We start from the raw sequence: 14,422 nt of genomic DNA on the forward strand, positions 1-14,422 counted from the left end.
ATCGAGATGGTTTATTTTATTATGTTATATGTAAAAAGTAAAAAAAGGACGAACACATCGTCCTTTTTACCAAAACATACTTGCGCCAGCAAGTAATGTTGTTACAAGCATAGAAATTAGCATTACATAAACCATAACTTTTTGAGCTTTTTTATGCATCGTTAAACCTCCTTGCAAATCAGTACAATATCATTGTAACGAGAAATGATATTGTGGACAAGGGGAGAGAAGTGACAAAATTCGAGAAGTGCATGTAAAGTATAACAGGAAATTTGTATGCATGTAGAGAATATATAATAATGATAGAGTATAAGTTTTTTGTTATGCAAGCTGAAGAATGGAGATACGATGATGAAAATATATGAAACAAATCGTTTACATTTAAGGGAAATTGATGAGTCGTATGCTGAAAAAGTTCTTCAATATTACGACAGAAATCGTGAATTTTTAAAAGCTTGGGAAGAGTATAGACCGGATGATTTTTTTACGTTAGATTATCAGAAGAAAAAGTTACAAAGGGATAGAAAAGAGTTTGCAGAAGGTAAAATCATCAGGCTTTGGATCTTTAAAAAGGGTGATGATACAAAAATTATTGGATGTATCTCATTTAATCTAATCGTTCGCGGCATTTATCAATCTTGTGTGCTCGGCTATAAATTAGATAAGGCAGAATTGAATAAAGGTTACACGACAGAAGCGCTTAGGAAAGCTATTCAAGTTACTTTCGAAGAATTTCAGTTACATCGTATAGAAGCACCGATTATGCCACGGAATTTAGCATCTATACAAGTAGTGACGAAGATAGGTTTTCAATATGAGGGCGTGTCTAGGAAGATGTTAATGGTAAATGGAGTATGGGAAGATCATATGCGCTGGGTATTGTTAAATGAGTAATAGAAAGCAGATGGTTATCTAGACATATAAACCGTCTGTTTTTTGTCTTGTATTTCGAAACTTTTGCGAAATTCTGTTATAATTAATAGTGTTACATACATAATGGTAGTGCAGGAGGCGCAGTCTTATGATTAATCAAGAACGTTTAGTAAATGAATTTATGGAATTAGTACAAGTAGATTCTGAAACGAAATTTGAGGCAGAAATTTGCAAAGTATTAACAAAGAAATTTACAGATTTAGGTGTAGAAGTATTTGAAGATGACACAATGGCTGTTACTGGGCATGGTGCAGGTAATTTAATTTGTACATTACCAGCAACAAAAGATGGTGTTGATACAATTTACTTTACTTCTCATATGGATACAGTAGTTCCTGGTAATGGAATTAAGCCTTCTATTAAAGATGGATATATCGTATCGGATGGTACTACGATTTTAGGTGCGGATGATAAAGCAGGATTAGCATCCATGTTTGAAGCAATTCGTGTTTTAAAAGAGAAAAACATCCCTCATGGTAAAATTGAATTTATTATTACAGTTGGAGAAGAGTCTGGTCTTGTTGGTGCAAAAGCGTTAGATCGTGAGCGCATTACAGCGAAATACGGTTACGCATTAGATAGCGATGGAAAAGTTGGTGAAATCGTTGTTGCAGCTCCAACACAAGCGAAAGTGAATGCAATTATTCGCGGGAAAACAGCTCACGCTGGTGTAGCACCAGAAAAAGGTGTATCTGCAATTACTATCGCAGCGAAGGCAATTGCGAAGATGCCACTTGGTCGTATTGATTCTGAAACAACTGCAAATATTGGACGTTTTGAAGGTGGTACACAAACGAATATCGTTTGCGATCATGTACAAATCTTTGCAGAAGCGCGTTCTTTAATCAATGAGAAAATGGAAGTACAAGTTGCGAAAATGAAAGAAGCATTTGAAACAACTGCAAAAGAAATGGGCGGTCATGCAGACGTTGAAGTAAACGTTATGTATCCAGGATTTAAATTTGCTGATGGCGATCACGTTGTAGAAGTTGCAAAACGTGCAGCTGAAAATATTGGTCGTACACCTTCTCTTCACCAAAGTGGTGGCGGAAGTGATGCAAACGTAATTGCAGGACACGGTATTCCAACAGTTAATTTAGCGGTTGGTTATGAAGAAATTCATACAACAAACGAAAAAATCCCTGTTGAGGAATTAGCGAAAACAGCAGAATTAGTTGTTGCAATTATTGAAGAAGTAGCGAAATAATGTAATAGAAAAAGCGTGTAAATCATAATTGATTTACACGCTTTTTATTTTGATTCGATTGCTTTTACAAGGCGGATCAGCCAATACAAGAAAATCCATGGCAGTATATATGTTGTTATAATGCCCAGTAGACTTGGAAGGATTCCTGCTACGTTTATATCAAAAATAGGGAGTAATAAATAATTAATTAAGATGATTAATATAATAACGAGAAATGTATAGTTGAGTTTACTGTGTGATTTCATAACATATCACTCCTTTTACAATAATATCCATATCTCGTATTAAGTATAGCAAAAATAAGGATAAAAAGAATAAGTAATTATTATATTGTGCATGAATTTGATATAATGAAGGAACAAATGTTCTTTGAAGGGGTGAGTACTATGCGAGAAATGTATCCGAAAAATGGTCGTGTTATTTTACATGTAGATATGAATTGTTTTTTCGCATCTGTTGAAATTGCTCATGACCCATCATTACAAGGAAAACCGTTAGCAGTTGCTGGAAATGAAAAAGAAAGAAAAGGAATTATCGTAACATGTAGTTATGAGGCGAGAGACTACGGAATACGTACAACGATGCCTCTTTGGGAAGCAAAAAGGTTATGTCCACAATTAGTTGTAATGCGTCCTAATTTTACATTATATCGTGAAGCTTCATTTCAAATGTTTCAAATCCTTTCCCGTTTTACGGAAAAAATACAACCAGTCTCAATAGATGAAGGGTATTTAGATATTACAGATTGCTACGCACTCGGTTCACCTCTTGAAATAGCAAAGATGATTCAGCAGGCGTTATTAACAGAGTTACAGCTTCCGTGTAGCATCGGAATTGCTCCTAACCTTTTCCTAGCAAAAACAGCTTCTGATATGAAAAAGCCTCTTGGGATTACCGTGCTTCGAAAACGAGATATTCCAGAAATGATTTGGCCACTTCCAGTTGGAGCGATGCATGGAATTGGAGAAAAAACAGCTGAAAAATTAAATGATATTCATATACAAACAATTGAGCAATTAGCAAAAGGAAACGAACATATCATTCGCGCTAAAATTGGAAAGCATGGTGTTGATTTACAAAGACGGGCAAAAGGGATGGATGATAGGGAAGTTGACCCAAGTCAAATGGGACAACATAAAAGTGTTGGTAATTCGATGACTTTTTCAAAGGATATGGATGAAGATAAAGAATTACTCGATATGTTAGAACGGCTATCAAAATCAGTGAGTAAAAGATTACAAAAGCGAACTCTTGTCAGCTATAATATTCAAATTATGATTAAATATCATGATAGGCGGACAGTAACGCGGAGTAAACAATTGAAAAATGCGATTTGGGAAGAACGAGATATTTTTCAGGCAGCCTCTCGTTTATGGAAGCAACATTGGGACGGTGATTCCGTTCGTTTATTAGGTGTTACGGCTACTGAAATAGAGTGGAAGACAGAATCGGTGAAACAATTAGATTTGTTTTCATTTGAAGAAGATGCGAAAGAAGAGCCGCTACTTGCTGTTATTGATCAAATTAATGATAAATATGGAATGCCGATTTTACAAAGAGGCAGTCAATTATTACGTAAGCAAGAAAAGTCTTTCCAACAAAAATTAGAAAATAAGTTTATGTAGAAGGTGTCATGAAGCTGTACATATCATGACACCTTTCATTTTTAACTTGCTTCTAAATCTAATGAAGTTTTCCACCCAGCTGCAGTAACACCAGCTTCTAATAGCATTCTACTCACTATTTTTTCAATTAAGACTGCTGCATTTGTACTGCAATGTAATGTAGCTTGTATACACACTTTTTGCTTAGAATCCACGTCTTCACTATACAATTCTTTTAAACCGATGCCTTCAGAACTTACCATGTGCATAAGTAAAAACCGAATATGTGTTTCATGCTCTTCTGAACAAGTAAGAGAAAGGAAGTAGTTCGTTTGTTCAGGTGATTCTTCTTTTGATTTTTGATTCATAAAGAGGGCGATTGGACGGAGTAGTATATTTGCTAGTAAAACGCCGGTTGCACCTAATAAAGCTGCAACGAGGAAACCAGCGCCTGTAAGAGTACCAACAGCAGCTGCGCACCATAGAGTAGCCGCAGTATTAAGCCCTCTAATACTAAAACCATCCCGGATAATAACGCCGCCTCCTAAAAAACCAATCCCACTAACGACTTGAGCGGCAATACGTGAGGGGCTAGCATCGTGATCAAGCATGACGGATAATAAAACAAATATACAGGCACCAAGTGATACGAGAGCATTTGTCCGTAATCCAGCCATCCTGTGTCTCCATTGCCGTTCCATTCCGATGCAAGCACCTACAATAATTGCGATAAATAATCTTAATACAATGTCATACCATACCATCATGGTTACCTCCATACATATGAGTCCATGTTATGTTTTTGAGAATGAGTGGGGAGTACCTGCTCATTCTCAATTTTATCCCGCTATTTGCGGGCTGATGAAAGCTTCACTTTATAACCAGCTATGAAACTTTTTAATATAAACTTTTTTTAGGAACTGTGTTAAGAAAGCATAGCCTAATAGTATTCCTATTAACCAAGGGAAATAGCTAAGTGGTAATGCTTGTAATCCAACAGCTGCTCCAAGTGGCGAGAATGGAATATAAATTCCGATTGCCATAATACAAGCGGTTAATAAAAGAACCGGTATTGATGCAGTACTTTGAATGAACGGAATCTTCTGTGTTCTTATCATGTGAACAATTAAAGTTTGTGTTAGTAATCCAACGACAAACCAACCAGATTGGAATAATGATTGTTCGCTAGTTGTATTTGCACCGAAGACGTTCCACATGACTACATATGTGATGATATCAAATATGGAACTAATTGGACCGATACAAATAATGAAGTTCCGTAAGTTCGCAGTATCCCATTTTCTTGGTTTTTCTAAAAACTCTTTATCCATTTTGTCCCATGGAATAGACAGTTGTGAAATATCATAAAGCAAGTTTTGAATTAAAAGGTGAATGGCAAGCATCGGCAAGAAGGGGATGAAAGCACTTGCTACTAACACACTAAATACATTTCCGAAGTTAGAGCTAGCTGTCATTTTAATATATTTTAAAATGTTTCCAAATGTAGTGCGTCCTTCTAAAATACCTGCTTCTAATATTGTTAAGCTTTTCTCAAGTAAAATAATGTCAGAAGACTCTTTTGCAATATCGGTAGCAGTATCAACAGATATGCCAACATCAGCTTCACGTAACGCTACGGCATCGTTAATGCCATCTCCCATATAACCTACAGTGTGTCCGTTTCCTTGTAATACTCGTATAATGCGAGATTTTTGCATTGGATTTAGTTTAGCAAATACAGTTGTTTCTTCGGCTAATTTTGCTAATGCTTTATCAGGTAAAGAATCGATTTCGTAACCAAGGACAGGCTCACCGATATTTAATCCGACTTCTTTGCAAACTTTTCTTGTCACGATTTCGTTATCGCCAGTTAAAATTTTCACTTGTACGCCATGTTTCTGTAATGCTTGAATGGCAGTAGCGGCAGATAGTTTCGGTGGATCTAAAAAGCCAATATATCCAGCGAGAATCATATCATTTTCATCTTGTACCGCGTACTCTGTATCATTTATTGGTCTATCTTTTTTATAAGCTACAGCAATAACACGCATACCTTCACTATTTAATGTCTCACTTAGTTGTTTTACATTTGAGCGCATGTCATCGGTAAGAGAAACAACTTTTCCACCTACTTCAGTGTAGTTACAAATAGATAAAATTTCTTCTACTGCCCCTTTACAAACCATTGTATGTTCACCTGAAATATCTTTCACGATGACAGACATACGCCGACGAGCAAAATCAAATGGAATTTCATCTAGTTTTTGAAAAATGGATGGATTAAACTGCTGATTTTCTTCTGTATGTTTCATAACGGCTTTATCTATTAAATTTTTCAATCCTGTTTGATAGAAGCTATTTAAATAGGCAAAGTGTAATACACGATTACATGTATTACCGTTAGGATCTAAATGGCGGACAAGTACAACTTTATCTTCTGTTAAAGTACCTGTTTTATCGGTACAAAGAATGTTCATAGCACCTAAGTTTTGAATAGAATTCAGTTGTTTTACAATTACTTTCTGTTTAGACATGTTAACGGCACCTTTTGCTAAATTAGCAGTTACAATCATTGGTAACATTTCAGGTGTGAGACCAACAGCAATTGCGATAGCGAAGAAGAAAGCCTCTTGCCAATCCCCTTTTGTGAATCCGTTAATGAGAAGAACGATAGGCGCCATAATAAGCATGAATGTAATTAAGAGCCAGCTTACTTTGTTTACACCTTTATCAAAGCTTGTTTCTACTCGTTTGCCGAGTACCTTTTTTGCTAAAGAGCCGAAATACGTATCGGTACTTGTGGAGATGACAACAGCTTTTGCACTACCACTTACAATATTTGTACCCATAAAACAAAGGTTTTCCATATCGAGTGGATTGTAATTTTTTTTCGTATTTTTCGGTAAGATATGTTTATTCTCTGTATGGTAGCAGTTTTCGTACTTTTCCACAGGAAGTGCTTCCCCAGTTAAAGAGGATTGATTCACAAATAAATCTTTAGCTGATAAAATACGCACATCAGCCGGAACGATATCACCGGCTGAAAGTGAAATAATATCGCCAGGTACAAGTTCTTCAATTGGAATTTCCATTGTATAATTTTGCTTTAAATTTGTTACTTTTTTTGTTTCATGTACAAATCCATCTATTCTAAAGACGCTTGCCGTTGTTCGAACCATAGCTTTTAACTGATCAGCAGCTCTTTGAGAACGAAATTCTTGTAAAAAACGAATCGTTGCACTTAGCATTACCATTACAGATACGACAAGGGTTCCTTGTATGTCATTTGTGAAAAAAGAGAGTGCGCCGAGAGCTAATAAAACAAAAATAAATGGATTTTTAAATGCCAGTAGAAATTGAATGTACCACGGTGCTGTTTTATTATGAGCTATTTCATTTGGGCCATATAAAGTAAGTCTACGAGCAGCTTCTTGTTTAGAGAGTCCATTTTGTGTTGTTTCTAGAAGTTGTAACGCCTTGTTTGGATCTTGTGTTGCGACTTCCACCAATAATTCGTTATTTGTTTTCATACGATCTTGATTGTAAGAATGTTTTATTTCTTGTCTTTGTAAATTTAACATCGGTAGTTCCTCCTTTTTCATGAAGGAGGAAACAATCTGTTACTCGACTATTTAAAATTAGGAGGAACAGCTTCTTTCCTACCTACATGATGAAATATTAACGTAAAACATATGGGTATCTGGGCCGAATCATCAATTGCCAACTGTTCCTCACCTCCGTACAATTTAGTAGTTTCTGAATATGCTATGTTTGTTTCATAGTAAGGTGTATATATAAAAAGACCTTTACTCAAAACGAGTAAAGGTCTGAATTCGCATTTAAAAGAGTCCACAACAAATACTGTTATAAACATAGATAAAAACAGTTTTTGTGTATGACAAAATATACGCACCTCTCCCTCGTTGAGTTTTAGCACTGTATAGCCAGCGTAGGTACAGAAAGGAGCCTCACCTAACAGAGACCATATTCAATTACAATTTGAATGTTAGCACTGTAAATTTATAGTGTCAATATCTTTTTTTGAAAAATCAAATAGGTTTATGATGACTATATAGTAGGAAATAAGTGGAGTTTTTTTGAAAGATGTTTGGAAAATAAATACTGTAATGAATATAAATAAAAAGCACTGATTACAGTGCTTTTTATTATAGATTATGAGATTGTAGCATTTTCAAAAATAACAATTTCTGAGCTGTTTGTTGTTGAAACGCGTTGTGCGTAATATGTTAAAGCTGAAGAAATATATGTCGGTAACGAATCATTTGTATGTGTTGTTGTATATTCATGGATTAATTCTTTCAAAGTTGTCCATTCTAATTGTGCTGGGTGATCAGACACGAAAGAACTTACCCAGCGATCAAATGAAGATGAAAAATCAGTTTGTAAACGAAATGCTTCTTTCATAATAAAACGCTCCCTTAAAATGTAGTATAATCATTTTAACATAAAAGACGAACGATCGCTAAGTTTTTTAAGTATAATGTTCGTGTTATATAGTTGTCTAGATGATTGGTTATGTAAATTCGATTTGCCATTTGAAATAACATTCCGTAAGATGAAAGGTAGATTATATAAAGAGCTGGAGGAAAGAAAGTGGAATTTGTATTTTTAGGAACTGGTGCAGGTGTTCCTTCGAAAGGAAGGAACGTTTCGGCAATTGCTTTGCAATTGTTAGAAGAACGAGGACAGACTTGGTTATTTGATTGTGGCGAGGCGACGCAACATCAAATATTACATACATCAGTACGCCCACGCCGCATTGAAAAAATATTTATTACGCATTTACATGGTGATCATATTTTTGGCTTGCCTGGTTTATTAGGAAGCCGTTCATTTCAAGGAGGGACTACACCTTTAACGGTGTATGGACCAAAAGGAATTAAACAATTTATTGAAGTGGCATTATCAGTAAGTACGACACATGTAAAATATCCACTTGAAATTGTTGAGATAACAGAAGAAGGTACTGTATTTGAAGATAATGAATTTCACGTGGAAACGAAAAGATTATCGCATGGCATTGAATGTTTTGGGTATCGTATCGTAGAGAAAGATATACAAGGCGCCCTTTTAGTCGATAAATTGCTGGAGATGGGTGTGAAACCTGGCCCGCTCTTTAAACGTTTAAAAGATGGAGAAGTAGTTGAATTAGAAGATGGTACGCTACTAAATGGAAAAGACTTTATTGGTCCACCTCAAAAGGGAAGAATTATTACCATTTTAGGTGATACAAGGTATTGTGAAGCGAGTAGAGAGCTGGCACAAGACGCTGACGTACTTGTTCATGAGGCAACTTTTGCGGCAGAAGATGAACAACAAGCGTATGATTATTTTCATTCTACATCTAAGCAAGCTGCGAGTATTGCACTTCAGGCAAATGCAAAACGATTAATATTGACTCATATTAGTTCTCGTTATCAAGGAGATACATATAAGGAATTATGGAAAGAGGCAAGAGAGCTATTTTCTAATACAGAAATAGCTACGGATTTGAAATCATTTCCAGTAGATAGATAATAATGGTGTGAAAAAATGGTGACGGAAGGTTGCCATTTTTTTATTTCTAAAAAAAATTTAAAATAAATCTGTTATCATTTTATGCTTAAATTGGATGAAACAGAAAATTTTTATGATGTGAAGATATAGGATAAAAATACATAGTACCGATTATTTAGAAAAACTGTTATATAAGTCAGACGACATACGAGTGGTACAAATAGCAAAAATGGATTTTTATTCAGAACTTTTAAAATTCATTAAAAGTAAGCGTTTTATTAAAAACAAGCTATAATGAGGGCAGATTATAATTTATTGTAGGCTACATGCGTTTTAGCTATTTGTCGTAACAAGTGGAGTTGACTAAATCATGAGAGCGCAACATGGGAATTATAAATAAGAAGGATATTACTATTATTTGTACCAAGTCTTTTTTCACCTTGTAGATTTAAAGCACTAAAAGGTATGAAAGCAAGGGGAGTTTCACTTGTTTATGCTATCCTTGTAAGGGGTTCTGTGTTAAACTTTGGATTGCTACCAGACTTTATTCTGGATTAGCTTATACTATTTTTAAATGAAGGTAATGCTAAGTTTCTTACTTTATTATGATAACTGGTATTATTTCAGGATATATTGTTTTACTGTTATTCAAAAACTATCCAATTCGTACAGCGGAACAAATTCGTCGTACAACTGGAAAAGCAACCGATTCGGTAGCTTAATAGAATAGTAAAAATTTTTTTCATAGAGGTTTAGGGGGAGTTATGATGAAGTATCGCTCAGTATTTGATATTATTGGTCCAGTTATGATTGGTCCATCAAGTTCACATACAGCAGGTGCAGCAAGAATGGGGCAAGTTGCTCGCCAGCTGTTTCGTCATGAACCAGAAAGAGTAAGCATTTCATTATATGGATCATTTGCAAAGACGTATCGAGGGCATGGTACGGATGTGGCACTGATTGGTGGGATATTAGGGTTTGAAACAGATGACTTACGTATTCCAGAGGCGCTAGACATAGCAAAAGAGCGCAAAATCGAAGTAGAATTCATTGAAGAAGATGCAAATGCACCTCACCCAAATACAGCGAGAATTCGTTTGTATAAAGGTGAAGAAGAAATTGAAGTTGTTGCTTGCTCAATTGGTGGCGGTAAAATTGAAGTTGTAGAATTAAACGGATTCGATCTTCAATTAACAGGCACGAGTCCAGCACTACTTATTGTAAATAACGATCGCTTCGGTGCTATTGCAGCAGTAGCTTCAATCCTTGCGAAACATGAAATTAACATTAGTACAATGAGTGTTTCTCGTAAAGAAAAAGGAAGAAGAGCGCTTATGGTCATCGAAACAGATGAATTATTAGCAGATGAAGTGATTGAAGAAATAAACGCGCAACAAAATATTTGTCAAGTAACTATTATGGAATAATTGCAGGGGGGACACACCATGTTTCGGAACGCAGCGGAACTAGTGGCGCAAGCTAAAGAACAAAATGTAAAAATCGCAGAAATTATGATTCAATGTGAAATGGAAACAAGAAGTATTTCACGTGAAGAAGTAATTGCTGGTATGGAAAAGAACTTAGTCGTAATGGAGCAAGCAGTAGAACGTGGTATTCGCGGAGTGAAATCACCAACTGGTTTAACTGGCGGAGATGCTGTAAAAGTTCAGGCGTATATGAATAGTGGAAAAGGCTTATCTGGAGATACGATTTTGGACGCTGTGAGTAAAGCTGTTGCAACAAATGAAGTAAACGCAGCGATGGGAATTATTTGTGCAACACCAACAGCAGGGTCTGCTGGAACAGTGCCAGGTGTACTGTTTGCACTGCAAGAAAAATTACAACCGACACGCGAAGAGATGATTGAATTTTTATTTACAGCAGGAGCTTTCGGTATGGTTGTTGCGAATAATGCTTGTATTTCCGGCGCGGCAGGAGGTTGCCAAGCTGAAGTAGGTTCAGCAAGTGGAATGGCAGCAGCAGCAGCAGTTGAGATGGCTGGTGGAACACAAGATCAAGCAGCTACAGCGATGGCAATTTCATTAAAGAATATGCTTGGTTTAGTATGTGATCCTGTTGCAGGGCTTGTAGAAGTACCTTGTGTAAAACGTAATGCAGCAGGAGCTGCGAATGCAATGATTTCAGCTGATTTAGCATTAGCTGGCGTAACGAGTACAATTCCATGTGATGAAGTAATTGAGGCAATGTTTAGAATCGGACAAACGATGCCAGTAGCACTTCGTGAAACAGCTGAAGGTGGACTTGCAGCAACACCAACTGGTCGCCGTCTGCAAGAAGAGATCTTTGGGAAAACTAATAACTAAACAATATATGTTTATAAAAAAATGGAGCTCAAGTAAGATTGAGCTCTATTTTTTATTTTTCTTTTGTTAGTTGTTCTAATGTTTTTCCAAGATTATGTGATCGTTGTGTAGCCTGTGTAATACAAGAAATAAGTGCTTGTTGAAATTTATGTTCTTGTAATACTTCAATGCCTGCTTCGGTCGTTCCGCCAGGAGAAGTAATTTCCTTTCGCAAAACAGAAGGGTGTTTTGCGCTTGCTTTTAGCATTTCAGCAGCACCAATCATCGTCTGAAGAATAAGTGACTTTGCAACATCTTCTTTTAAACCAATTGTTTTTGCGGCTTCTTCCATCGCCTCCACTACGTAATAAATATAAGCAGGTCCACTTCCAGATAATGCAGTGACAGCATGCATATCTTCTTCCTCTACAACAGAGACGAGACCAATCGTTTCAAATAAAGCTATGGCAGTGCGAATATGTTCCGCTGTGGCATGTTTTGAAGGCGAGATAGCAGTAGCTGATTTTAAAATAGCTGCAGATGTATTTGGCATCGCACGAATAATCGGAACATCTTTTTGAAGTAGGTTTCTAATTGAGTGAGTAGAAACACCTGCTAATAACGAAATAATAAGCAGGTTATCATGTATATCTTCTTTAAAAGGAGTCAGTGCTTCTGCAACATCCTTCGGCTTCATTGCTAGAAAAAGAATAGTTGTATCAGTAAGTAGCTCTTTTTTATTATGCGTACCTTTGACGCCGTATTTTTTATGTAGCTCCTGCAACCTTGTCTCGTTAGAACGATTACTTACAGTAATTTGTTCGCCTTTCACAACATTTGCATGTAACAAGCCACCAATAATAGCTTCAGCAATAGAGCCTGCACCGAGAAAGGAAATGTTTTGAATAGACATGATGTTCCTCCTTTAAATTTGGTTAGAAATTCTTATAAATGTACATACATTCGTTTTTTTATAGGAAACACCTCTTTTTATCTGAAAATAATGACAAATATATGTGGAAGATGTAAACTGAAGAAGTATTCATTTTTGAACCGGAAAGAGACAGGGGGGCTAAGCATGACGGCGATTCACCGAATGGAGATTCCTGTGCCATTTGCAGTTGAAACTGTGAATGTGTTTTTAGTTGAGGGGGAAACATTAACATTAATTGATACAGGGACGAAGACAGAAGGGGCAAGAAGTGCGTTAGAAAGTCAATTAGGTGCATTAGGATATACGATAGAAGATATTGAAACAGTAGTCATTACGCACCATCATGCGGATCATTGTGGGCTTTTAAATATATTTTCTGAGAAGACGAACATTATTGGACACCCTTGGAATGAGCCTTGGATCACGCAAAATCCAGAATTTCTAAAGCGCTATCATGAGTTTTTTAGAGAGACAGCTTTACAATTTGGTGTTCCAGCAGCATTTTTGAAAGACGAGGCAAAGACGAGACGTTATTGACGACAAAGACACTGAAGTATTCTTGTAATAGATCGTTAACGCATACTGTGAGAGAAGGAGATCGTATTGATTCTTTACCTGGGTTTACAGTTATTGAAACACCAGGTCATGCTTCCACTCATATTTCATTATATAGAGAATCTGATGGAATATTAATTGGCGGGGATGCTCTCATTAGTCATATTTCTTCGAATCCCATATTAGAACCACCATATGAGGGACAAACAGAAAGGGCACGTCCATTATTACAATATAATCAAACGTTGAAGCGTTTAAGTGAAATGAATATTTCGCGCATTTTATCAGGACATGGAGAAGATGTTCTAAATGTGAAACAACTTATTGAAACGAGATTACAAAAGCAAGAAACACGTGCGTTTAAAGTGCTTGAGTTATTAAAGGAAAAACCAATGACAGCATTTGAAGTATGTGTAAAACTATTTCCAGTATTATATAAAGAACAATTGCCACTTACTATTTCAGAAACTGTTGGACAATTAGACTTTTTAGCATATAATCAACAAGTGATGATTGATGAATCTTCACAACAATTGATTTATTATGCAAAGTAGGTGACAGCAATGACGGGACGTTTACAAAATAAAGTAATCGTCATTACAGGTGCTTCTAGTGGAATTGGAGAGCAAATTGCAATGCAAGTTGCAGAGCTAGGGGCGACTCCAGTATTAATGGCTAGAACAGAAGAGAAATTAAAAGCGTTAGCAGAGAAAATTAAAGAAACTTATAATACGCCTTGCTATTACTATGTATTAGATGTAAGTGAAGAGACGGAAGTACAATCTGTTTTTTCAAAGGTATTACAAGAAGTAGGACGTATTGATATATTAGTAAACAATGCGGGATTTGGTATTTTTAAAACGTTTGAAGAGGCGTCAATGGATGAAGTGAAAGATATGTTCCAAGTAAATGTATTTGGATTAGTAGCTTGTACAAAAGCGGTACTACCTTATATGTTGAAAAGAAACGAAGGGCATATTATTAATATTGCTTCACTTGCTGGGAAAATTGCAACTCCGAAATCGAGTGCGTATGCTGCGACGAAGCATGCAGTATTAGGGTTTACGAATAGTTTACGCATGGAGTTATCTAGTACAAATCTTTTCGTAACAGCGATTAATCCAGGTCCGATAGATACGAACTTTTTTGAAATAGCTGATCAATCCGGTACATATGTGAAAAATATGGGACGATACATGTTAAAACCAACATATGTTGCAGAGCAAATCGTAAAATCGATGCAAACGAAAAAGCGTGAAGTAAACTTACCGAAGTGGATGGGCATGGGTCCAAAACTTTATGCTCTATTCCCAGGTTTATTTGAGCGTGTTGCAGGCAAATCATTAAGTAAAAAATAGGAGATTTCCAT

13 protein-coding genes and 1 pseudogene are annotated in these 14,422 nt (G+C 36.2%); 8 read left to right on the forward strand and 6 right to left on the reverse strand.

Going from position 1 to position 14,422, the window contains the following annotated elements:
• Positions 1 to 66: 66 nt before the first annotated feature.
• Positions 67 to 159, reverse strand: a complete 93-nt coding sequence (gene prli42 / locus K5S59_RS29120; protein ID WP_000549040.1) for a stressosome-associated protein Prli42 — start codon at positions 157 to 159, stop codon at positions 67 to 69.
• Positions 160 to 348: 189 nt separating this feature from the next.
• Here prli42 and K5S59_RS29125 point away from each other — a divergent pair, with 189 nt between their 5' ends.
• Positions 349 to 894: a GNAT family N-acetyltransferase gene (locus K5S59_RS29125; RefSeq protein ID WP_002072960.1), complete on the forward strand. Its 546-nt coding sequence runs from the start codon at positions 349 to 351 to the stop codon at positions 892 to 894.
• A gap of 127 nt (positions 895 to 1,021) precedes the next feature.
• Entirely contained in the window at positions 1,022 to 2,140 is a 1,119-nt protein-coding gene (locus K5S59_RS29130) for a tripeptidase T (RefSeq protein ID WP_000609805.1), read from the forward strand.
• A 44-nt stretch (positions 2,141 to 2,184) separates the two neighbouring features.
• Here the strand turns inward: K5S59_RS29130 and K5S59_RS29135 are convergent, their stop codons facing one another.
• On the reverse strand, positions 2,185 to 2,385 hold the full coding sequence (locus K5S59_RS29135; protein WP_000835313.1) for a hypothetical protein: 201 nt from the start codon (positions 2,383 to 2,385) through the stop codon (positions 2,185 to 2,187).
• Between the two features lie 141 nt (positions 2,386 to 2,526).
• Here K5S59_RS29135 and K5S59_RS29140 point away from each other — a divergent pair, with 141 nt between their 5' ends.
• Positions 2,527 to 3,765, forward strand: coding sequence for a DNA polymerase IV (locus K5S59_RS29140; RefSeq protein WP_001208864.1), 1,239 nt, complete (start codon positions 2,527 to 2,529; stop codon positions 3,763 to 3,765).
• Between the two features lie 41 nt (positions 3,766 to 3,806).
• Here K5S59_RS29140 and K5S59_RS29145 read toward each other — a convergent pair whose 3' ends face one another.
• The 3 genes from K5S59_RS29145 to K5S59_RS29155 all read right to left on the reverse strand — a co-directional run bounded on the left by K5S59_RS29145 (position 3,807) and on the right by K5S59_RS29155 (position 8,169).
• Entirely contained in the window at positions 3,807 to 4,508 is a 702-nt protein-coding gene (locus tag K5S59_RS29145) for an MgtC/SapB family protein (RefSeq protein WP_000262361.1), read from the reverse strand.
• Positions 4,509 to 4,619: 111 nt separating this feature from the next.
• On the reverse strand, positions 4,620 to 7,325 hold the full coding sequence (mgtA, locus tag K5S59_RS29150) for a magnesium-translocating P-type ATPase (RefSeq protein WP_120450854.1): 2,706 nt from the start codon (positions 7,323 to 7,325) through the stop codon (positions 4,620 to 4,622).
• A gap of 592 nt (positions 7,326 to 7,917) precedes the next feature.
• Positions 7,918 to 8,169, reverse strand: coding sequence for a DUF3932 family protein (locus tag K5S59_RS29155; protein ID WP_000656495.1), 252 nt, complete (start codon positions 8,167 to 8,169; stop codon positions 7,918 to 7,920).
• A 189-nt stretch (positions 8,170 to 8,358) separates the two neighbouring features.
• Here K5S59_RS29155 and rnz point away from each other — a divergent pair, with 189 nt between their 5' ends.
• The 3 genes from rnz to sdaAA all read left to right on the forward strand — a co-directional run bounded on the left by rnz (position 8,359) and on the right by sdaAA (position 11,585).
• Positions 8,359 to 9,282 carry a ribonuclease Z gene (rnz, locus tag K5S59_RS29160; RefSeq protein ID WP_000397449.1) on the forward strand — a complete coding sequence of 308 codons (924 nt, stop codon included), beginning with the start codon at positions 8,359 to 8,361 and terminating at the stop codon, positions 9,280 to 9,282.
• 746 nt (positions 9,283 to 10,028) lie between these two features.
• Entirely contained in the window at positions 10,029 to 10,688 is a 660-nt protein-coding gene (gene sdaAB, locus K5S59_RS29165; protein ID WP_000877441.1) for an L-serine ammonia-lyase, iron-sulfur-dependent subunit beta, read from the forward strand.
• 18 nt (positions 10,689 to 10,706) lie between these two features.
• The gene (gene sdaAA / locus K5S59_RS29170; protein ID WP_000489465.1) at positions 10,707 to 11,585 is read left to right on the forward strand and encodes an L-serine ammonia-lyase, iron-sulfur-dependent, subunit alpha; all 879 of its coding nucleotides are present in this window, start codon (positions 10,707 to 10,709) and stop codon (positions 11,583 to 11,585) included.
• A gap of 52 nt (positions 11,586 to 11,637) precedes the next feature.
• On the opposite strand, the gene proI is transcribed toward sdaAA, so the two are convergent.
• The gene (gene proI, locus K5S59_RS29175) at positions 11,638 to 12,477 is read right to left on the reverse strand and encodes a pyrroline-5-carboxylate reductase ProI (protein ID WP_000027260.1); all 840 of its coding nucleotides are present in this window, start codon (positions 12,475 to 12,477) and stop codon (positions 11,638 to 11,640) included.
• A gap of 165 nt (positions 12,478 to 12,642) precedes the next feature.
• Here proI and K5S59_RS29180 point away from each other — a divergent pair.
• A pseudogene (locus K5S59_RS29180) lies at positions 12,643 to 13,607 on the forward strand (MBL fold metallo-hydrolase).
• A 9-nt stretch (positions 13,608 to 13,616) separates the two neighbouring features.
• Positions 13,617 to 14,411 (forward strand): SDR family oxidoreductase, encoded by a 795-nt coding sequence (locus K5S59_RS29185; protein WP_098258037.1) that lies wholly within the window; start codon positions 13,617 to 13,619, stop codon positions 14,409 to 14,411.
• Positions 14,412 to 14,422 lie beyond the last annotated feature (11 nt).

It is taken from the genome of Bacillus sp. BML-BC051, from assembly GCF_019656175.1.
In the GTDB taxonomy this organism is placed as follows: domain Bacteria; phylum Bacillota; class Bacilli; order Bacillales; family Bacillaceae_G; genus Bacillus_A; species Bacillus_A mobilis.

Bases quoted from the DNA above. Each gene is read 5' to 3' on its own strand.
- proI (WP_000027260.1), bottom strand. From the start codon at position 12,477: ATGTCTATTCAAAACATTTCCTTTCTCGGTGCAGGCTCTATTGCTGAA.
- K5S59_RS29155 (WP_000656495.1), bottom strand. From the start codon at position 8,169: ATGAAAGAAGCATTTCGTTTACAAACTGATTTTTCATCTTCATTTGAT.
- sdaAA (WP_000489465.1), top strand. From the start codon at position 10,707: ATGTTTCGGAACGCAGCGGAACTAGTGGCGCAAGCTAAAGAACAAAAT.
- K5S59_RS29145 (WP_000262361.1), bottom strand. From the start codon at position 4,508: ATGGTATGGTATGACATTGTATTAAGATTATTTATCGCAATTATTGTA.
- K5S59_RS29185 (WP_098258037.1), top strand. From the start codon at position 13,617: ATGACGGGACGTTTACAAAATAAAGTAATCGTCATTACAGGTGCTTCT.
- mgtA (WP_120450854.1), bottom strand. From the start codon at position 7,325: ATGTTAAATTTACAAAGACAAGAAATAAAACATTCTTACAATCAAGAT.
- K5S59_RS29130 (WP_000609805.1), top strand. From the start codon at position 1,022: ATGATTAATCAAGAACGTTTAGTAAATGAATTTATGGAATTAGTACAA.
- K5S59_RS29140 (WP_001208864.1), top strand. From the start codon at position 2,527: ATGCGAGAAATGTATCCGAAAAATGGTCGTGTTATTTTACATGTAGAT.
- K5S59_RS29135 (WP_000835313.1), bottom strand. From the start codon at position 2,385: ATGAAATCACACAGTAAACTCAACTATACATTTCTCGTTATTATATTA.
- prli42 (WP_000549040.1), bottom strand. From the start codon at position 159: ATGCATAAAAAAGCTCAAAAAGTTATGGTTTATGTAATGCTAATTTCT.
- sdaAB (WP_000877441.1), top strand. From the start codon at position 10,029: ATGAAGTATCGCTCAGTATTTGATATTATTGGTCCAGTTATGATTGGT.
- K5S59_RS29125 (WP_002072960.1), top strand. From the start codon at position 349: ATGATGAAAATATATGAAACAAATCGTTTACATTTAAGGGAAATTGAT.